The following is an 18,942-nucleotide window of genomic DNA, read 5'->3' as shown; positions in this document are numbered from 1 at the left end:
CTCCCGTGAGCCAGCCAGTTGCTCCGGTGCCGGAAGAAAATACTGTCGCTCTTTATCGTCGAAAAGTCCTGACAGCACGGGAAGCGGGCCTCACCCCTAAAATATTGATTGTCGCAGAACTCAGTATTCCGCAATGCGCGAAATATAGAGTCTGGCAAAAGAAAGAAGAACTCGAACTTCTGGGGTGGGAAGTCGAGGTTCTGAACTGGCACGATCCGCAGTCAGCATTGTCGGCCATGCAAACCGCGTGGGAAGTCATCTTCTATCGTGTTCCAGCCGTGCCGGTCGTAAAGACCATCATCGATGAAGCCCAGAGATTCGGCATTTCTCCCTGGTGGGAGGTGGATGACCTGATTTTCGATATCGAGCTTTACAGTCAGAACAGCAATCTTCTTTCACTGAGCAAAAGTGAGCAGGAAGGACTGCTGCACGGCGCGCAGCTTTATCGGGACTGTCTGCAACTGTGTGGTCGCGGAATCGCCTCTACCCGCACGCTTGCGGACATCATGCAGCGTGCGGGCGTGCGGGACGTCTGTGTGATCGAAAATGCCCTGGATGGCGAGACGCTGAAGATCGCCGACAGACTTCTCCAGAGCGCCCCTCACTCTTCTGCTGAAAAAACCGATATTGTCATTGTCTACGGCTCCGGCACGCGGACCCATGACAAGGATTTCGTCGAATGTGCCGTCGGGCTGGCAGAGGCAATGGAAGCCGAACCTCGCCTGAAACTACGGATCATCGGTGAGCTGACCCTCCCTGAGGCATTCGAGCAGTTTGGCGCGCGCGTCGAGTATCTCGAAGGGCGGGATTATGCAGGCTATATGGCGGTTCTGGCCGCTGCGGACCTGACGATCGCACCGCTTGAACCGTCGATCTTCAATGACGCCAAGAGCAACATCAAGTTTCTTGAAGCGGCCATCCTGACGGTGCCGTCCGTATGTTCGCCCTGCGACACGTTCCGCGAAATTGTCGCAGAAGGTCGCAACGGCTTTCTGGCCGATAGTGCAATGGAATGGCGGGATGCCCTGCTCGCCCTCGCGCGCGATCCGGCACTGCGCACGCGGATCGGAACGCAGGCTCGGGAGGATGTGCTGGAGCGTTATCGTCCGGAAGCGATCGCCCGCAATCAGGCCGCGCAGTATTTTCCGCCGCCGCCCCGCCCAGACAGAGACGACCGTCTGCGCGTGATGGCCGTGAATATCTTCTTCGTGCCGCGTTCCTTTGGCGGCGCGACGCTGGTGGCGGAGGAAATGGCGCGTCACCTTTCCAAAGACCATGCAGACGTCGCGATTTTCACGACCTGCTCTCATGTGAACGGCCTCTTCTCCTCCTCCGTGCGTTACGAGGTGGAGGGTATGCAGGTCGTTGCGTCGCCTCTGTCGATGCACATCGACCCCGTCGGCGGTCTGGACAATCCGCGGTGCACGGCCCAGTTCGTGTCATGGCTTCATGCCTATCGCCCGGATGTCGTGCATTTTCATTCCGTGCAGGGCCTGGGGATCGGCATGTTGCAAGCCTGCGTGGAGCAGCGCGTGCCGTTCGTGGTGACGCTGCATGATGCGTGGTGGCTGTGCGAGCGGCAGTTCATGGTGAAGGCGAATGGGCGCTACTGTTTCCAGCGTCAGATCGACCTGAAAGTCTGCCGTTCCTGTATGCCGGGCGCGCTGCATCTGGAAATGCGTCGCGACATGATGAAAGCCGTCTTGCAGGAAGCAGCGCTTTTGCTGTCCCCGAGCGAGTCGCACAGGGCTTTGTATCTCGCCAATGGCTTCGGACCCGACAAGGTAAAGGTGAATCGTAACGGTTTCAGCTGGCCGAAAAAGGCGCGTGGTGTCAGGCAGTCGGATGCGCCGTTGCGCTTCGGATTTGTCGGCGGACAGGAAGCCGTGAAAGGCTTTCCGCTGATGCGCGAAGCGTTCGAGACGCTGGAGAGGGACGACTGGGAGCTCGTGCTGATCGATAACACGATCAATCTCGGTTATGCCTCGATGGATGTTTCCGGATGGAAGGTGAAAGGCAAGATTTCCATTCAGCCGGCCTATGGAGACGCCACACGGGATGCATTCTTCGAATCGATTGATGTGTTGGTGTTCCCCTCACAGTGGATGGAAAGCTACGGGCTGACCGTGCGTGAGGCGCTGGCGCGGGATGTGTGGGTCATTTCCACGGCCCCCGGTGGTCAGGCCGAAGATATCGTCGATGGTGTGAATGGAACGCTCATCCCCCTCGATGGTCGCGTTGAGCCGCTGAAATCAGCGGTGGAGGCACTCTTGGATCGTCAGGATATGTTCCATGCTTATACCAATCCGCTGAAGGATGGGTTGCCGACGTTCGAAGGGCAGGCTGAGGAACTCGCACTGTTCCTCGGCTCCGTCGTGACGAAGGGAAAAGGATGATCGCCGCATCCTGCGTCTGAAAGCGTTCTCTGGATTTTCCAGTAGATGTCTTCAGGTCGGGGGTAAGTTGTTCCGGCCTGAAACAATGCAGGCAGGGTGAGGTTCAAAGGCATGGGCGGTTTACCGGACATTCAACCGTTCGGCGTTAGGCTCCGCTCATGCTTGATCTTGCTGAATTTTCCAATGACCCGTTTCTGGCCCGCGAAACACTGTCGGCCAGACTGAAAAACACAGGCAGCGCGAGCGAGCGGGCCACCCTGCATTATCGCCTCTGGGAAATGTGCCAGGCTTGTGGGGATGAGCCGGCAGCTCTGAAACATCTCGATACAGCGATGACACTGGACCCCGTGCAGCACCCTCGTTGCTCGAATGAGACGGCGAAGCGCCGTGTGGTTGTGCTGAACGTACCGGGCTCGTTCCAGGCGAATGCACCGATTGCCATGTTGATGGATGGCGAAACAGATCTCTATACAATGTGGGTATCCGGCGATCCGGCTAAACGCGCGATGCTGACAGCGACTCTGAAAAAGCTGTGTCCTGAGGCTGTCATTCTGGCAATGGGCGAGGATGAGCGGCAAATGCCTGCCATTCTTGAGGCTGAGGCGATCGCACGTGGCAGTGGTGTGCCGGTCATCAACCGGGCTGGCCCCATCATGGGGGTAGGCAGGTCGCTGGTGCCCAAATTGCTGGCGAGCATTCCAGATGTCATGGTGCCGTCCTGTCATACCATCACGGCGCCATTTACTGATCTTCCTCCATTTCCTTTGCTCGTGCGGCCCGTGTCCTCACATGCAGGAAATGCTTTGGCAAAAATTGACGATCAGATAATTTTTGACCGGTACATGCAGGAAAACGTTACGCATGGGCAGTATTACGTAACACAATTTGTGGATTATGCCAGCGCCGATGGTCTTTATCGAAAGTACCGTGTCGTATTCATTGATGGAGTTCCGTATCCCGTCCATCTTGCCATTCATGCGGATTGGGCAATCTGGTATTATAATGCCAGAATGGAAGTCTTTCCTGAGAGACGCTCAGAAGAATCCCGGTTCATGCAGGATATGACATCCTATTTTCCAGCGACTGTTGTAAAAGGTCTGGAAGAAATCGGTCAAAAAGTAGGTTTGGATTACTTCGGTCTGGATTTTGGCGTTTTGCAGAACGGGACGCTGGTAGTGTTTGAAGTCGAAACTGCCATGATCGTCCACGACAGGGATCCAGCCGATATTTTTCCGTATAAAAAAGCCTGCATTGCGAGAATTCGACAGGCCTTTGAGGACATGATCGATCAGCGGGCGCAGGCATGGGCCATGAACGCAGAGAGGGCTGTTTCCAGCACTCACGATTTGTCGGTGATGCCTTCAACAAGTTTGTAAAGCAATCGGCCTTTCCAGTTCGAGCGTGTCTTCTGGGGGCGTTGTGGCTGCGTCTGAAGGTATTCCACGATCCATTCAGGATTGAAGCCGCTGCTGGCAGGTAAGTTTTCCTTCCAGTGCGTGGCGCTGGAGAGGCCGAAAGGATTGTCTCGTAATAGTTCAGTCTTGATGAAGGGAATGGCGCCAGTACGGAGCATTCTCTGCCAGTTGGAATGCATGGCATTGGTTTTGAAGACGCGATTGACCGGGTGATGGCGGTCGCTCCAGATTGCCTGTGTCGTGAGACCTTCAGCCCGGCAGGCAATCGACAGACCGAGTTCTCCATGCCAGATGAGCTCCTCGCGGCTCATGTGGTCGAACTCCTGCAAAAGCGTTCGCTGAATGGCAGGCGTCTGAAAACTGCTGTGCTCAAAACAGACGAACCAGGATTGCAGATGGGGTGTGACAGAAAGGGATTCCAGTAATCCCCAGACGTCAGCGTCTCTGTTCGCCATACGGTTGAATAGAGGCTTCAGAGAAGTAAAGGGGCCAAAGACGCTGTCATTGGCAAGTAGAATTCGTGATGCTTTCTCTGCGTAGCCATGTAAAATCAGGTCTTTCCACGCTCCGAAATCATGTCCGATATTGGGGCGTGTCCATGGAATTATTTTATTTATAGTGCAGAAATCGAGTGTGCTATTTGCGATATCATCGCATCCTGAGAGCGCTAGGTGGATAGTAAAGCCACATTGAATCAGTTCGGATAAATAATAAACGGTATGAGGCGCTAATTCGCCCTTGGGCGTGTAGGCGGCAAAGAGGCAGACAGAATCAGGCATGAACGTTATCCGGTTGCGATCATGGTAGCTTAGTCCTTGCGAAACGAATGATTTTTCGTGGCAATCGTACAGCACAGTAAGGTTTTTGAGGGATTTTTTATGATGATTTTGCGTTTCTGAGTATTTTTTTCTGGTTTCTTTAGAGGTGGCACGTTAAAAGCCGCATCATTGGCCAGTGGTTTCTTGTGGGCGGCAGCGGTCCGAGAGGCCCTGGTCGCGTGAGGCATTCCAGGAGTGTGAGTAGTCCATGAGTAAAGCTTTTATTGCTGCGGTCATCCAAGATTCCATCAATTGCACAGGGGTGGCTGCCAATCAGGCAGCGGCAGATCTTATGGATGCGATTGTAAAGGAATTGAAGCGTGAAGGTGGTTTCACCCTTCCGTCTTTCGGCACATTCACCGTCAAGAAGACCAAGGCTCGTAAGGCCCTGAACCCGCGGACCGGCGAGCCAGTGAAGGTGAAGGCAGGTAAAACCGTCCGCTTCAAGGCGAGCCCCAACCTGAAAAAAGCTGTCTGAATAAAGGCTGACTTCAAGGTGTGGCGGGCTACGAACCGTCATGCCGAAGTCTGGCTGGGGTGGGAGGGATCGAACCTCCGCATGGCGGAATCAAAATCCGCTGCCTTACCGCTTGGCTACACCCCAGTAGCAGCATGTGCCTGCCGTTCTAATCTGGCTCCACCGCTGCGTAAAGGGGGATTTTCCTATTATTCCCCGTCCGAGAAATCGCTAAAGCTTGCGTCGGCAGCTTCCGGAGCAGGCAGGCTGGACTGTGCGTCAGACGACGTTACTGGCGACTGTTCTGCTGCGTTACGAAAAAGTCCCAGTCTCTCGGCGCGATCAAGGCCGTTTTCCAGCGCCACCATCGTAGTGCCGAGATCTTCGCTTTCGTCCTTTTCCCAAGCCCGAAGAGCGTAGGTCCAGAGCGCGACGACCCCCTGAACACGCAGGATACCCTCAAGGCCAGTCGTCTGCACGTTCGCGGCGCCAGCAATCCAGCGCATGCTGTCCACCGTTGCAGCGCCAAGTATAAGCGTCGTGCCGGGATCAAATGGCAGCGTCCGAAGAACGGCAAGGATGCCAGCGCGGTATTGCTGGAAGACGTCAAAACGCCGCATCAGCAAATCGAAAAGCGTTTCCCGCGGCGTGCCCAGAGAGCCGTCGTCAACCAGAGCCGAACGGTCGGCAAGTCGGCCGAGAAGCAGAAGAATCGACGTCTTGAAAGGATAGCGTCGACGCACCTCTCCAAGATCAAGGCGGGCATGGCGCGCAATCTCCGGCATCGAGATGTTGTGCCATCCCTTGCTGGCCGCGAGCACCATGGCGGCGTCGAGCAGGGTGGAATCGAACTGGTCGTCTTCGTCGTCCATCGGCATGGGAAGTGGCTCTTGGTTGCGGAAAGGTCAGGAGGCCAGTTCGCGGGCCCGGTGACGGGCGGCCGCGACGGCGTCGGGGATATTGGATGGCCAGTTTGCAGGAGCGTTCAGCACCGCGATGGCTGCTGCGGTCGTACCACCGGGGCTTGTGACCCGGCGACGCAGTTCAGCTGCATCCTCGGGGCTCTGCTCCAGCAGTTCGCCTGCGCCGGAAACGGTCTTGCGTGCCAGAAGACGGGCTACTTCATCTGGCAGACCCAGTCCGCAGGCAGCTTTTTCCAGCAGTTCCGCCAGCAGAAAGATATAAGCCGGGCCACTGCCGGAAATGGCGGTGACGGCATTGATCTGATCTTCCTCGTCAACCCAGACAGTCGCGCCGACGGCGGAGAGAAGCGTGTCACACAGGGCTTTCTGCGCCTCGGTCACATTCGGGGCGCGATACAGTCCCGTCATGCCACGTCCGATGGAAGAGGGCGTGTTCGGCATGGCCCGCACAATGGCGGGTGTGGCGTCAGGGGCCTGTGAACGCAGGGTCTCAGCGATTGAAGCGGTGGTGAGGCCCGCCATCACGGAAACGATCACGGCGGAGGACGCTATGTCGGGACGGTGTGCCGCAAGTTCTTCCATGACGGGCTGCGCTTTTTGCGGTTTGACCGCAAGGATGACAGCCGCGGGCACAAAATCAGCCGGTATGTTTTCCAGCGACGACACCACGCGATGGGGGGCGGGAAGGGTCTCGCGATGCCGGTCGATGACGACCGACGGCGCAAGACCTCTCCCAATCCAGGCTTCGAGAAGAGCCCCTCCCATCTGGCCACAGCCGATCAGCAGGAGCGAAGGGAGAGACTCACTCATCAGGCTTCGCCGAGGCAGTCGAGCATGGCGGCTTCAAGCGCCTCACCCGGTGCCTTGCCGCCCCACAGCACGAACTGGAACGCCGGATAGAAGCGCTCGCATTCGGTGATGGCGATGTCCACCATGTCTTCAAGGCTTTCCATGGAGGCGCCCGGTGCGCCCCGCAGCAGAACCGCGTGACGGAACATGGGTGTGCCGCTGTCGATATCGATGGCGAAATGACCGATCCACAGGCGTTCGTTGGCCAGGGCGATCAGTTCGAACAACGCTTTGCGCTGCGCTTCCGGCACTTTCAGGTCGAACGTGCAGGTGAAGTGCATGGCGCTGAGTTCTGACGACCACGAAAAATACAGGCCGTAATCGCACCATTTTCCGGGGGCCTCGGCGGCCATTTCGGAAGAGTTGCGGCGGTCGAATGCCCATTCATAACCGCAGACGATCTGTTCCATCAGATCGAGTGGGTTGGAGTTGGGAGTGGAGGTGGTCATCGTCAGAGCTGGCATGCTGGCCTCCCAAGCCATGAAACCATTCCCGCCAAAGGATGGTTCCGTCTGCGAATCAGAGACGGATCAGGCAACGATTCGTCTCCGGGTTCAGCCTATGGACCCGCGCCGGTCACGGCAAGACAGGGTCATGACTGTTTTTATGACGCCCTCGCCCCTGCTCTCAGTTCGGGAAGGCGCCGCTGTCTCCGCTCCAGCCGAAATTCTGGGTGCCGCCGTTGTTGGTCGGCGCCGTCTGGACGTTTTCAAGATCGGTGACCCGCTGCTCCAGTGCAGCGATGCGCTTCTCGGCTTCCTCGCCTGCCATGCGGGCGTTGGCGGCCAGTTCCTTCACGACCTCGAACTCCTCGCGGCGGACGACCTGCAACTGGCCGAGAACTTCATCAACGCGAGAGCGCACCAGCGCGTTGATTTCTTCCTTCATTCCGGCCAGAGCCGAGATCGCGCCCCCGGCGACACCGGCAAGGTCATCAAAAATACGCGGTCTGTCAGCCATTCCGGTGCTCCTCGGTGTGGCAGGATGGCTTGCGCGATCCTGTTGTGAAGTTTTGCTTATAAGCGTTGAAATGGGATTAATCCAACCCGTCGCCCCTGTCCGGGGGGCAGGCTCGTCGTTATAAGGCTCATCCCATGATTATCGTCACCGGCGGCGCCGGATTCATCGGTTCGTGTCTCGTGGCCGCGCTCTGCGCCCGCGGGTTGGATGTCGTGGTCGTGGATCGCCTCCGCGACAGCGGGAAATGGCGCAACCTCCGGAGGCATGTGCCGGTCCGGCTCGTCGCGCCCGAAGATCTGGACGCCTTTCTGGCCGACGGCACGCAGCCCAAGGTCGAGGCCGTGTTCCATATGGGCGCGATCAGCGCGACGACCGCGCGTGACGGCGATCTCGTGTGGCGCACGAATGTCACCCTTTCGGAGCGCCTGTGGGCCTGGTGTTCACAGCGTGGCGTGCGATTCATTTACGCTTCTTCAGCCGCGACTTACGGAGCGGCCGACAAGCCGGACCTTTTCTCCGACGATCCCGCCCGTCTCGCGGCGCTGGAACCCCTCAACCTCTACGGCTGGTCGAAGAATGTGTTCGATCTGCATGTGAAGCGTCACCTCGAACGCGGTGAGGACCGGCCGCCACAGTGGGCCGGTCTGAAATTCTTCAATGTCTATGGGCCGAACGAATACCATAAAGGCAGCATGATCTCCGTCGTGAAGGTGAAATACGACGACGTGAAGGCCGGACGCCCGGCGCGGCTGTTCCGTTCGGACCGGCCCGATATCGCAGACGGCCAGCAGATGCGTGATTTCATCTGGGTCGGCGACGTGGTGAAGGTGATGCTCTGGTTCTACGATCATCCCGATGCCAGCGGTCTGTTCAACTGCGGTACCGGCGAGGCCCGGACCTATCTCGATCTGGCCTATGCCGTCTGCGATGCGGCCGGCGTGAAGCGCGCGGTCGAGTTCGTCGACATGCCGGAGAGTCTCCGGGGGCAGTATCAGTCCTTCACGCAGGCAGATATGTCGCGGTTGCGAGCGGCAGGCTATGCGGAGCCCTTCACGAGTCTTGAGGAGGGGATCCGGCGCTATGTCCGCGATCACCTCTCGAAGGCCGATCCTTACCTCTGATTGTCCGGCTCCGGCCAGGAAAGGTTCTTCATGCTGCCCGTGCTCATGTTTCCGCAGTTCGACCCGGTGCTGATCCATCTGGGGCCGCTGGCGATCCGCTGGTACGCGCTGGCCTATATCGCGGGCATCGTCATCGGGATTCAGCTTCTCAAGAAACTGGTGAGATGGACGCCCCGTGTCGCAACCGTCGAACAGGCCGACGACTTTCTCGTCTGGGTGACGCTCGGCGTCGTGTTCGGCGGACGGCTCGGATACGTGCTGTTTTACCAGCCGGAGAGTTTTCTGGCCCACCCGTTACAGATTTTCGCCGTCTGGCAGGGCGGCATGTCGTTCCACGGTGGCGCGATTGGCGTCATTCTGGCGATGATTCTGTTTGCGCGCCGGTACCATCTCAGCTTTCTGGCTTTTTCCGATCGTGTGACAACGCTGGTGCCGATCGGGCTGGGCTTCGGGCGTATCGCCAATTTCATCAACGGTGAACTCTGGGGACGCTATGCCGACCCGAGCCTGCCGTGGGCCATGGTGTTTCCCGGAACGGACGGTTATCCGCGTCATCCTTCGCAAATCTATGAGGCGCTGACAGAAGGTCTGCTGCTCTTCCTCGTGATGCTGATGGCCGCGCGAAATCATGGCCTGCGCGAGCGCCCCGGATTTCTGGCGGGCCTGTTTCTCGCGGGCTATGGCTGCGCCCGTATTTTCTGTGAATTTTTTCGCGAACCGGACGCTTTTCTCGGTTACTTCTCCTTCGGCATCACGATGGGGCAGATCCTGAGTATTCCAATGATTCTCGCAGGTGTGGCGCTGATGATCCACGCGTTTCGCGCCCCGGTTTATGCAGGCCTTCCCGATGGAAAACAGGAAAGCGCGTGACGGTGCCGGAACCGAGCGGAATCGAACGGCTGGATGTATTCATGGGGCGCGCCAACGCAGCCTATTACGCCAGCCGAGATCCGTTCGCCGATTTTGTAACCGCTCCTGAAATATCGCAGATCTTTGGTGAGCTCCTCGGCGCATGGTGTGCCGTGGTCATGCAGAATCTGGGGGAAGAGGTGCGGCTGGTTGAGGCCGGACCGGGGCGCGGCACTCTGATGGCGGACATGCTGCGTGTCCTCTCCCGCATCACCCCGGACAGAATGCCCGGTTTGTCGGTGCATCTCATCGAGACGTCACGGCGGCTGCGGGACGTGCAGTGCAAGGCGCTGGATGGAAAAAACGTTCCTGTAAGCTGGCACGACACGCTCGCCGATGTGCCGCCGGGACCGATGGTTCTGGTCGCCAACGAGTTTCTGGATGCCTTGCCGATCCGTCAGTTCGTGCGCGCCGAAACACGCTGGCAGGAGCGGTTCGTGCAGGAAGGCCTCACGCAGCCGAGACAATGGGTATTGTGTGAGTGTGACGACGTCCCGCCAGATGTCGCGGTGCGGCATGTGACGGTGGGAGACGTTGTCGAGACATCGCCCGCATCGACAGCATTCATACGGCAGGTGGCGCAGCGGTTCGAGCAGGCGCCGGGCGTGGCGCTGTTCATCGATTACGGAACATCTGTTTCATGCACTGGAGAGTCCCTTCAGGCGCTGCGTGATGGACGTCCGGTCTCGGCGCTGGCGGAGCCGGGGACGGCGGACCTGACCGCACATGTCGATTTCGCCGCCATGGCGCGGGCCGCGACGGCTGCGGGCGGTGTGTGCTATGGTCCGGTCGAGCAGGGCGCATTGTTGCGAGGGCTGGGCGCACTCCAGCGGGCTGAGGCGCTGTGCGCAGCAGCCCCGGAGCAGGCCGGTACGATCCGCGCCGGACTTGACCGGCTGATCGGGCCGGATCGCATGGGGCGTCTTTTCAAGGCGCTTGCGGTAACGTCACCGAAGATTGGTGGATTGCCGGGATTTCCAGAACAAGCGTGGGGAGACACATGATGAGTGCACGACTGGTGCCGGACTCCGTAGTCCAGAGTCCCTATCTTTCCTTTGTGCGGCATGGGTTCTTCACACGCATCGGTGGCGTGTCGGAAGGGCCTTATGCCAGCCTGAACTGTTCGACCCGTTCAGGAGACGATCCGGCTGCCATCACGGAAAACCGTGCGCGCGTCGCCGGATTTTTCGGACTGCCCGGCGACGCGCTTCTTGGCGTGACCCAGGTGCATGGCGACGGGGTAATCACGGTCATGGAACCGTGGAAGCCCGGCGAAGGCCAATCTGCAGATGCGATGGTCACCACACGCGAAGACGTTGCGCTGGGTGTCATCACGGCGGATTGCGGGCCAGTGCTGTTTGCCTCGAAGGATGGACGAGTGGTCGGCGCGGCTCATGCGGGCTGGCGCGGCGCTGTTGGTGGCGTGCTGGAAGCCACACTATCCGCGATGGAAGCACTTGGCGCGGCGGCGGCGGATGTGGTGGCAGTGGTCGGTCCCTGCATCGCGCAGAAGAGTTACGAAGTCGGTGCCGATATGCGGGACGCGGCACTGGCTGCGGACGGTGAAGCTGGCGCCTTCTTCGCGCCGGGGATCAGAGAGGCACATTTCCAGTTCGATCTTGCCGGTTACTGCATGAATCGTCTGGCGCGCACGGGAGTGACGGCGCTGGCATCGGTCGGACTGGACACGCTCCCTGATGAAAGACGTTTTTTCAGCCATCGACGGCGTACGCTGGCAGGTGGCGGCCAGATCGGTCACCAGATTTCGGTGATCGCGGCAGGAACCGGAGCGGGATTTCAGAACTGATGAAACGGGTTTTTTCGAATTTTCTTTCCTTCTCCACGGTCTGTCTGCTGTCGGGCTGCCTTTCGGTGCCGCATCCTTTCGAGAATCGCGGCAAAGGTGGCAACGGAGGAATCGCAACCGCTCCGACCTCCCGCCTTGATGTCCCAGTGCCTTCGGACAGTGCTCTGACTCCGGAAGGAGATAAGCTCTGGGCTTCTCAGGTGACGCAGGCTCTCCTCGATCAGTCGGTTCCGGCCATCACGCAACCGGTGCGTCGCGGCGACTGGTGGCTCAGGCTCCATACGGAACGGCGCGGCGACATGATCGTGCCGCTTTACTCGGTGATGACGCCGCAGGGTGAGGTCAGGGCGACACAGGAAGGTCCGGCTGTTCCGGCCTCCTCGTGGGCGATGACCAGTCCTGAAGTCCTTAGGGATGCGTCACAGCAGGGGGCCGGACAGGTGGTGAGCATCCTGACCGGCATCATGGCGCAGGATATGGAAGAAGACCCCCACAGTCTGAAGCACCGGGGCGCGAGGATCTGGTTTCAGGGCGTGACGGGCGCTCCGGGCGACGGGGATGTGTCTCTGGCCCGTGCTTTCACGGTCATGTTCCGTGAGATGAAGGACACGATCCAGACCTCGGGAAGCGACGCGGATTTCGTGGTGCACACGACGGTTCACATGACGGACGGGCCTCCCGGCACCCGCAACCATCCCCAGCAGAATATCCGCATCGAGTGGCGGGTGACCGACAAGGCAGGCAATGAAGTCGGCATCGCGACCCAGTTGCACGAGATCCCGGCGCATTCGCTGGATGGGATGTGGGGCGATATCGCTGTGGCGGCAGCAGGGGAAGCGGCCGGTGCCGTCGAGGAGATGATCACGCGCTATTCGAGCCGCGATGCCAAGCCGTTGCCGGATGCGGCGAAGAGCGCGGCAAAGAACAAGAAAAAGTGACGGCAGCCTGAGAGGTTGACAGAAAAGGCGTGCCGTTCTCCATGATCGGCGTCGGATGAGGATTTCTGGCCACCTGTCCTCCTCGCGTGCGGCGGTGTCAGGTGTTTGTTTCCGGGACAATAACGAAGACAGGACGGAATATGGCTGTCAGAATCGATCGGATTGTCACGCGTGGCGGTGACAAGGGAGAGACATCTCTCGGGGACGGCACGCGCCTCAGCAAAGCCGATCTCCATATCGAAGCTATCGGGGTTCTGGACGAAACGAACGCCACGATCGGCGTGCTGCGCAGTCATGTCGATCCGGGCGATCCGATCCTCTCAGACCGCCTGATGGCGGTGCAGAACCTGCTGTTCGACATGGGCGGCGATCTCTGCATGCCGGAGGGATCTGCCCGTGCGAAACGGGTGAGCACGGATATTCTTCCCGCGCTGGAAGCTGAAATCGAGCGGCTTCGTGCGTGTCAGGCACCCCTGAAAAGTTTCGTGCTGCCCGGCGGAACCGTCGCTGCGGCGTGGGCGCATGTCGCGCGGACAGCCGTGCGGAAGGCGGAACGGACGATTATCGCCCTGTCGCAGGAAAAGACGATCAACCCCGCCATGGGCCCGATTTTGAACAGATTGTCTGATTACTTCTTTGTGCTGAGCAGGCATCTCAACGAAGACGGTCGGGCAGACGTTCTGTGGCAGCCGGGCGCGTCCCTGTTTTCCGGTGGCGCGTGAGCAAGGCAGCCCCGGCAGTCGTCATGGTATTTACATATTGTTCATGTCAGTCGATCCGGTCGCTATTCAATAAAAAGTCGCGCTTTGTTTCTTGATGTCTGTATGGCTTCATGTTACGTGCTGGCCTAATCCAATCGAAAGATGAAGTCGGTGCATGGCGCCGACGAGAGGGGCGCCGCAAATTGCGGTGCTCTTATTCAAGCTCCATCTGATGATTTTCATGTTCGCATTGCTTCGGGGCTTTTGCGGAACAGTGACGTCGGGATGGGCAATATTTTGAAAGAATGCTGGTGGAAAGCAGATTATTGAAAATGACTCATCAGAGGCAGGATTCCGTGCAGGATGAGCCTGTCGATCATGATGTGGAACAGGCAGCGCTGCGGGCGCTGAATCGGATGGGTTCCCATAAGGCGAAACCCTCTTCTTCTCCTTCATCATCGGGTGAGCGTCCGAAAGCGAATGATCAGCTTCGCCTCTCGCCGCGTCCCGCTCAGGACAGTTCAGGACAGTTCCGCAAGCGTCGTTTTGTGCGGGATGGCGATATTCCCGTTGAGCACAACCCGTTTTCACGGGCTCCGGCGCGCGCCACATTGTCCGTTTCCGGCGACAGCGATACGAAGGTTGCAAACCGCGCGCTGGAAAATGAAAAGCGGGCGAGAGCTGAAGCCGAGCGTCTGGTTCACGAACTGGAAATGAGCCACCGGTCTCTGGAAACGCGCCTCGGTCATGCGGAAGTTCTGGTTTCGGAACTGAAACAGGCTCTGGCCACGCGGGACATGGAACTCGCAGAACGGACTGTCGAACTCGAGAATGAGCGCGCTGCGGTAAAGCTGGCTCACGCCGAGATCAAGGCATTCCGGCAGCAGACCAAATCAACGTCGGTAAAGCCTAAATCCGGCTCCAACGATGCAGAGATCGCTGTGGACGAAGACGGACAGCAGCCTATCAAATGGTGGAAGGACTGAAGGTCCTTCCTTCTACCTCTTCTGGTTCCCGAGCGGTGGAGGGCGCGCGACTTCTTAAGGCCGTCGTTGCGATATCGTGCGCCTGTACACTCGCTGTTCTTCTGGTTCCAGACCTGCTCTCAGGCTTTCTGTTTCTGCTCCAGAGTGTTCTGGAAGCGCTTTTTCTCCCTTTCAGGCTTCTGTTCGATCTCGCCCTGTGGCTGACCACCGGCCGTCAGATCGGAGATGCTGTCGCGGGGGTGGGACATGCCGTGGGTGCCCGGCCATTTTCCCATACGGTTATTTTCCGGTATGCGCCGGCTTTTCTTGCTGTATGCGGCTTGCTGAGTTTCATTGCTGCGGTTGATGGCAGGACAAAATCGTTTCTATGGTTATCGTTTGCCCTGCATGGCATCGCCGGTGTCGTCATAGGTCTGCCGATGGCCAGTTGCCTTTTTCCTGCACTCATCTCTGAACTTGTAGCGGTCCGGCGTTTTTCGGTGATCACCGCAGATGACACGCAGGTTTGAAAATTGCCTGACATATCAAAGAGACTCAGGGTTGCCCTTCAAAAGTTAAACTGACAGCTCCTTTGTGGTGCAGAAGAAGCGTTATTCTTTGTATTACTTGCGGTTGTGATGTTTAAACTGTAAATCGATAGCAAGCAGCACTTATGAGTGACGTTTTTTACGTCGCAATTTAACGCTCATGGCACGAGCGAAGGGTAACGCATGTCCATGTTGTATTCTCCATAAAAACTAGCCTTACGTCATATTGTAAATACTGGCTGTACGACGCCTGATATCATGAACATTATCAAATTTCTCGACATTGTAAGCCTGTTGTGGAAACGGCATTCAGGCCATTCATGCGTATATTGAGATAAAATCTGATTCGAAGCTGCGGGAGTGCAGCCAACTGGTATTTGCATTGCCAAGCGTTTCGCAGGGCATGCCGATTGGTAAAACATCATGCCTGTTGGTTGACGCGGACGTCCTGAAGAACGCGCATGATTAAAAAGAGGCCATCAGGAATATTCATTATTCCGAAAGATCACGGATTAGAAATATGATTTTCTGATGCGCGCGTTGCTTCATATCGGGTGACGAACACATTCTGATGGGCGGCGACCATGATGCTTTACCGGCAGGATGGGTGACCGGAATGGTAAGAGTCTTTTTGGAAATTCCTGTTTCAGACTGGAAGCCCCCACGTGGTGCAGAGGTGAAACATGGAACCGGCCGGAAACAGTCAATCTGGCGGTTAAGCGCCTTGCGGACAGCTTGCCTTTGAAAGCGAACAGCAATTTCCAAAAGGGCTCTAAAGCCTGTGGCGTGATTGTCGCTGTCTGAATGTGGTGGGTGGTCCAGCATAGCATGAAGGGTTGCTCACTAGGGGAGGCGCACCATAAGGCGAAAACCCGCGGTAGTCTGGATGAGATCCCGTTTTTCTCAACAAGAACGTCAGTTCATGCGGCAGAGACATCAGACATGTGCCCGCTATCAGCTCTCTCTGCGGATGTATTTCGGCCGATGCAGATGCCGTAAGTAAGAAAACCATACTTATTACGAAAAACAGCACCAGAACAGATGACGTTCGATTGGTTTTAGAAAAAAATTCGTGAAGAATTCGAGTTGAATAAAGAGCTGAGATAAACAGTTCATATCCCGAATTATCATGTAGCACCGGAGGAGGCGGTAACAGGGTGTTCCGGTGGAGGCGTATTGGCTCGGACGTGCAGAAATGACCTTGCTGCGTAAAGGACTCTGTCAGAGCACATCATCAGGCAGGAGCGTATCCTGCGAAAACGGTTTCGGGAGCGGTCATAGCTCCCGAAACGGCTTTTGGACTCAGTGCGTGTGCGCGTGGCGATGCCCGCGATAGACACCTGTATGACCACGATGGTTCTTGAGAGCTTCGGCAGCTTCAAGATGCGCCTGTGCCGTCTTCTGGAAAGACTGTGCAAAGGACTTCAGGTCCGCATCCGTTGTGGAAGCGGCTTCGTCGCTGGCGAGCTTGACCGCCTTGGTGTGGCCGGTGATGGCGTTGGCGACATAGGCACGATCAAAGGTGGCGCCTTTTTCGGCTCCCAGTGTCTTGATCGTCTTCTGATCGTCAGCATTCGGATCGGTGGGAAGCGTGACACCATGACCCGATGCGATGGTCGTCAGCTGATCTTCGGCTGCGGTGTGATCGGTCACCATGTGCTGTGCGTAGTTTTTGACGCCAGCCGTGCCGGCATTAGTGGCTGCAAGCTTGCCCAGCGCCGTTTCGGCAAGGTTGATCTGGGCGACAGTCTGCACGAACGTCGCGTCCGTGTCGGACAGGGCAGCCGGCGGCGGCGGAGCGGGAGGAGCAGGCGGCGGAGTGGTGGCGCAGGCGGCAAGGCCAGTCAGGGCGGCGACAGCTGCAATCTTGCTGAATGTTTTCATGGTCATACTCTTTGTTGCGGGTATTTCCCGTGGAAACCGTGTCACGCCATTGATTGGTTTTCTTGCCGGTTTCCTTTCTCGCGGTTACCACGAGGAAGAGTATCGGCACAATCGGCAAGCGCTCCGGGGCACGGATATGACGCCTCTTTGACGGGGGCGGTTCCACGAAAGAAGGATCACTATGAACATCGCGCGAATTTGGCGGCTTCTGGGCGCCTGGATGGCAGCGGCCGCCGTCGTGATGGGAGCGGTGGCAGCTCACCTTCCGGCTGAGCGGTTCGGGTTGCCGGAAGGGCGGGATATTGTGCGCGAAGCCGTGCAGATGCAGATGTGGCACGCTCTGGCTTTGCTCGCGCTGGGTGTGGGCCTGCGCAAGCCATCACGGGTGCAGGCGCTGGCGGGAAGCATGATGCTTCCGGGCACAGCCCTCTTCTGCGGTGCGCTCTATGCGACGGCTTTTTCAGGCCACCATTTCGGTGCGGTCGCTCCCACGGGGGGATCCTTGCTGATCCTGTCATGGGTTGTTCTTGGAGTGGGGTTCCTGTTCGATCATGACTGAGACAACGATCGGCAGCGTATACGTCGCACCTCCCGGCTATGAAGTCGTGCTCCATAGAGAGCTTGAGCGGCTCGGTGCACCTGCCGTTTCATGGTGGGGACGACTGGCCCTTTGCGCTGCGCCACCCGTTCAGAGCGTATGGGCGCTGGACGTATGGACCGCCCCCGAGACACAGACGATCGCATCGATCGGGGAGGCCGCGCGTCTCCTGAAAAGCCGCCAGCGGAACTGGGCCGCCGTGCCGGTGGATTTTTTCCGCCGCGCTTCGCTGATCTCCGAAAAATTGCCGCCGGTGAAAGCAGCACCACTGGCCTTTCCGCAACAGCCTCCTGCCAGTCCCTTAGGGGCGTGGACGCTGCTGGCGCCGGACAGGCTGCTTTTTTCGCAGTCCAAGACAAGTCCGTTTCCGATGGGCGAACCGAAATTCGTCGAGGATCGGGAAGGTCCACCGTCACGGGCCTATCTGAAGCTCTGGGAGGCCTGCACCCGGCTGGGGCGCTGGCCTCACCCCGGCGAAACCTGTTTCGACCTGGGAGCCACGCCGGGCGGCTGGACATGGGCCATTGCGGCCCTTGGAGCCTCGGTGACGGCCGTGGATCGTGCGCCGCTGGCACCTTCCGTCGCAGCGATGCCGGGTGTGTCCTTCCGGCAGGAGAGCGCCTTTGGTCTTGATCCTCAGAACGAACCTCGTGTGGACTGGCTCTTTTCCGATGTGATCGCTTATCCGGAGCGGCTTCTGGCACTTGTCAGACGGTGGATCGAAGCAAACCGAACGGCGCGGATTGTGATGAGCATAAAGTTTCAGGGCGAAACCGATTTTGCCATTCTGGATGAGTTCGCCGCCATTCCGGGAGCGCACATCGCCCATCTGTACCACAACAAGCATGAGGTGACGTTCTTCTGGGCAGAAGACGGAATGTTCTGAAAGAAACATTCTGTTGTTGCGGATGTCCGTTGTGACAGAGAAAAGACGACATCACGGTCCATGGAGAGAGGAGCTGTGATGCGTTTGAATACACTGATGTTGCGGGCGATGATGGGCATCGTCGCGGGGGGGCTGACCTGTTCCGTTGCCCTGGCCCGAACCATGACGCCAACCCCGACTTTGACGAATGAGCCTGTGCGGCCGGTTGTGGTGCCTTACGCAGCCTCGCAGGGGGCGTCCGCTGCTGTTGCCGGGGCATTCAGTCGGGCGAAGGTGAGTGGCCGTCCCGTCCTGCTGATTTTTGGTGGGAACTGGTCTCCGGACTGCTGGGCTGTGTCCGGTGTGCTGGCTCTTCCTTCGGTCTCTGCCTGGGTCGCCCAGAACTTCGAGGTTGCGCTTGTCAACGTTGCCCGTCGCAATGAGAACATGGATATTTCGCGACAGTATGGGGCGGAAGTCGAAGCCGTGCCAGCCGTTCTGGTTCTGTCCGCAGATGGCAAACTGCTGAATGGGGGAGCGGTGCTCGCTTTGTCACATGCGCGACAGATGACCTCACAGGCGATCGTCGATTTGCTCGCCGCGTGGGGAAGCAAAGGCTGACCTGATCATTTGAAGAAAGTATTTCGCGCCATTCATTGGCAATGAAGATGCCGGGATGTGCGCTTTCCATTTAAGAAAAAGATATTTCTGTACTTTATTTTGATTCTGTCATTTTCAGAATCATGAAATATATTGAAACTGGAAGTATATATTCCTGATTTATTGAA

Annotated in this window: 20 protein-coding genes and 1 tRNA gene; 14 read left to right on the top strand and 7 right to left on the bottom strand. The window is 58.0% G+C overall.

Annotation, left to right across the window (positions count from 1 at the left end):
• The first annotated feature begins 236 nt into the window (after positions 1-236).
• Both GOB81_RS04565 and GOB81_RS04560 read left to right on the top strand, forming a co-directional pair.
• The gene (locus tag GOB81_RS04565) at positions 237-2,396 is read left to right on the top strand and encodes a glycosyltransferase (RefSeq protein ID WP_242010067.1); all 2,160 of its coding nucleotides are present in this window, start codon (positions 237-239) and stop codon (positions 2,394-2,396) included.
• 158 nt (positions 2,397-2,554) lie between these two features.
• Positions 2,555-3,772, top strand: coding sequence for an ATP-grasp domain-containing protein (locus GOB81_RS04560; protein WP_173569177.1), 1,218 nt, complete (start codon positions 2,555-2,557; stop codon positions 3,770-3,772).
• Here GOB81_RS04560 and GOB81_RS04555 read toward each other — a convergent pair.
• Positions 3,736-4,590, bottom strand: coding sequence for a rhamnan synthesis F family protein (locus GOB81_RS04555; protein WP_173569176.1), 855 nt, complete (start codon positions 4,588-4,590; stop codon positions 3,736-3,738). The two genes, GOB81_RS04560 and GOB81_RS04555, sit on opposite strands and share 37 nt — an antisense overlap.
• A 247-nt stretch (positions 4,591-4,837) precedes the next feature.
• On the opposite strand from GOB81_RS04555, the gene GOB81_RS04550 reads away from it, so the two are divergent.
• Complete coding sequence (locus tag GOB81_RS04550; protein ID WP_173569175.1) at positions 4,838-5,107, top strand: HU family DNA-binding protein; 270 nt, start codon at positions 4,838-4,840, stop codon at positions 5,105-5,107.
• 51 nt (positions 5,108-5,158) lie between these two features.
• Here GOB81_RS04550 and GOB81_RS04545 read toward each other — a convergent pair.
• The 5 genes from GOB81_RS04545 to GOB81_RS04525 all read right to left on the bottom strand — a co-directional run bounded on the left by GOB81_RS04545 (position 5,159) and on the right by GOB81_RS04525 (position 7,818).
• Positions 5,159-5,233, bottom strand: a tRNA-Gln gene (locus GOB81_RS04545).
• A gap of 62 nt (positions 5,234-5,295) precedes the next feature.
• On the bottom strand, positions 5,296-5,958 hold the full coding sequence (locus tag GOB81_RS04540) for a TetR/AcrR family transcriptional regulator (RefSeq protein ID WP_173569281.1): 663 nt from the start codon (positions 5,956-5,958) through the stop codon (positions 5,296-5,298).
• 33 nt (positions 5,959-5,991) lie between these two features.
• Positions 5,992-6,819 (bottom strand): pyrroline-5-carboxylate reductase, encoded by an 828-nt coding sequence (gene proC, locus GOB81_RS04535; RefSeq protein ID WP_173569174.1) that lies wholly within the window; start codon positions 6,817-6,819, stop codon positions 5,992-5,994.
• A complete protein-coding gene (locus tag GOB81_RS04530; RefSeq protein ID WP_173569173.1) occupies positions 6,819-7,322 on the bottom strand; it encodes a type III secretion system chaperone family protein in 504 nt (167 codons plus the stop codon). Before GOB81_RS04530 ends, proC begins: the two co-directional genes overlap by 1 nt.
• Positions 7,323-7,485: 163 nt before the next feature.
• A complete protein-coding gene (locus GOB81_RS04525) occupies positions 7,486-7,818 on the bottom strand; it encodes an accessory factor UbiK family protein (RefSeq protein WP_173569172.1) in 333 nt (110 codons plus the stop codon).
• A 134-nt stretch (positions 7,819-7,952) separates the two neighbouring features.
• Between GOB81_RS04525 and rfaD the strand changes: the two genes are divergently transcribed.
• The 8 genes from rfaD to GOB81_RS04485 all read left to right on the top strand — a co-directional run bounded on the left by rfaD (position 7,953) and on the right by GOB81_RS04485 (position 14,789).
• Positions 7,953-8,939 carry an ADP-glyceromanno-heptose 6-epimerase gene (gene rfaD, locus GOB81_RS04520; protein WP_173569171.1) on the top strand — a complete coding sequence of 329 codons (987 nt, stop codon included), beginning with the start codon at positions 7,953-7,955 and terminating at the stop codon, positions 8,937-8,939.
• 30 nt (positions 8,940-8,969) lie between these two features.
• Positions 8,970-9,809, top strand: coding sequence for a prolipoprotein diacylglyceryl transferase (lgt, locus tag GOB81_RS04515; protein WP_173569170.1), 840 nt, complete (start codon positions 8,970-8,972; stop codon positions 9,807-9,809).
• Positions 9,806-10,852, top strand: coding sequence for a class I SAM-dependent methyltransferase (locus GOB81_RS04510; protein ID WP_408736900.1), 1,047 nt, complete (start codon positions 9,806-9,808; stop codon positions 10,850-10,852). The genes lgt and GOB81_RS04510 overlap by 4 nt, the downstream gene beginning before the upstream one ends.
• Positions 10,849-11,655 carry a peptidoglycan editing factor PgeF gene (gene pgeF / locus GOB81_RS04505; protein WP_408736899.1) on the top strand — a complete coding sequence of 269 codons (807 nt, stop codon included), beginning with the start codon at positions 10,849-10,851 and terminating at the stop codon, positions 11,653-11,655. The genes GOB81_RS04510 and pgeF overlap by 4 nt, the downstream gene beginning before the upstream one ends.
• Positions 11,655-12,593 carry a hypothetical protein gene (locus tag GOB81_RS04500; protein ID WP_173569169.1) on the top strand — a complete coding sequence of 313 codons (939 nt, stop codon included), beginning with the start codon at positions 11,655-11,657 and terminating at the stop codon, positions 12,591-12,593. Before pgeF ends, GOB81_RS04500 begins: the two co-directional genes overlap by 1 nt.
• A 140-nt stretch (positions 12,594-12,733) precedes the next feature.
• Entirely contained in the window at positions 12,734-13,315 is a 582-nt protein-coding gene (locus GOB81_RS04495; protein ID WP_173569168.1) for a cob(I)yrinic acid a,c-diamide adenosyltransferase, read from the top strand.
• Between the two features lie 311 nt (positions 13,316-13,626).
• Positions 13,627-14,280 carry a hypothetical protein gene (locus GOB81_RS04490; protein ID WP_242010043.1) on the top strand — a complete coding sequence of 218 codons (654 nt, stop codon included), beginning with the start codon at positions 13,627-13,629 and terminating at the stop codon, positions 14,278-14,280.
• Positions 14,265-14,789: a hypothetical protein gene (locus GOB81_RS04485; RefSeq protein WP_242010042.1), complete on the top strand. Its 525-nt coding sequence runs from the start codon at positions 14,265-14,267 to the stop codon at positions 14,787-14,789. The genes GOB81_RS04490 and GOB81_RS04485 overlap by 16 nt, the downstream gene beginning before the upstream one ends.
• Before the next feature lie 1,320 nt (positions 14,790-16,109).
• On the opposite strand, the gene GOB81_RS04480 is transcribed toward GOB81_RS04485, so the two are convergent.
• Positions 16,110-16,691 (bottom strand): DUF4142 domain-containing protein, encoded by a 582-nt coding sequence (locus GOB81_RS04480; RefSeq protein WP_242010041.1) that lies wholly within the window; start codon positions 16,689-16,691, stop codon positions 16,110-16,112.
• A gap of 181 nt (positions 16,692-16,872) precedes the next feature.
• On the opposite strand from GOB81_RS04480, the gene GOB81_RS04475 reads away from it, so the two are divergent.
• The 3 genes from GOB81_RS04475 to GOB81_RS04465 all read left to right on the top strand — a co-directional run bounded on the left by GOB81_RS04475 (position 16,873) and on the right by GOB81_RS04465 (position 18,775).
• On the top strand, positions 16,873-17,250 hold the full coding sequence (locus tag GOB81_RS04475) for a DUF423 domain-containing protein (RefSeq protein ID WP_173569166.1): 378 nt from the start codon (positions 16,873-16,875) through the stop codon (positions 17,248-17,250).
• Positions 17,243-18,175 carry an SAM-dependent methyltransferase gene (locus GOB81_RS04470; protein ID WP_173569165.1) on the top strand — a complete coding sequence of 311 codons (933 nt, stop codon included), beginning with the start codon at positions 17,243-17,245 and terminating at the stop codon, positions 18,173-18,175. The genes GOB81_RS04475 and GOB81_RS04470 overlap by 8 nt, the downstream gene beginning before the upstream one ends.
• Before the next feature lie 78 nt (positions 18,176-18,253).
• Positions 18,254-18,775: a thioredoxin family protein gene (locus tag GOB81_RS04465; RefSeq protein ID WP_173569164.1), complete on the top strand. Its 522-nt coding sequence runs from the start codon at positions 18,254-18,256 to the stop codon at positions 18,773-18,775.
• Positions 18,776-18,942 lie beyond the last annotated feature (167 nt).

It is taken from the genome of Acetobacter conturbans, assembly GCF_011516755.1.
Classification (GTDB): domain Bacteria; phylum Pseudomonadota; class Alphaproteobacteria; order Acetobacterales; family Acetobacteraceae; genus Acetobacter; species Acetobacter conturbans.
This window is presented reverse-complemented; position numbering and strand designations above follow the sequence as displayed.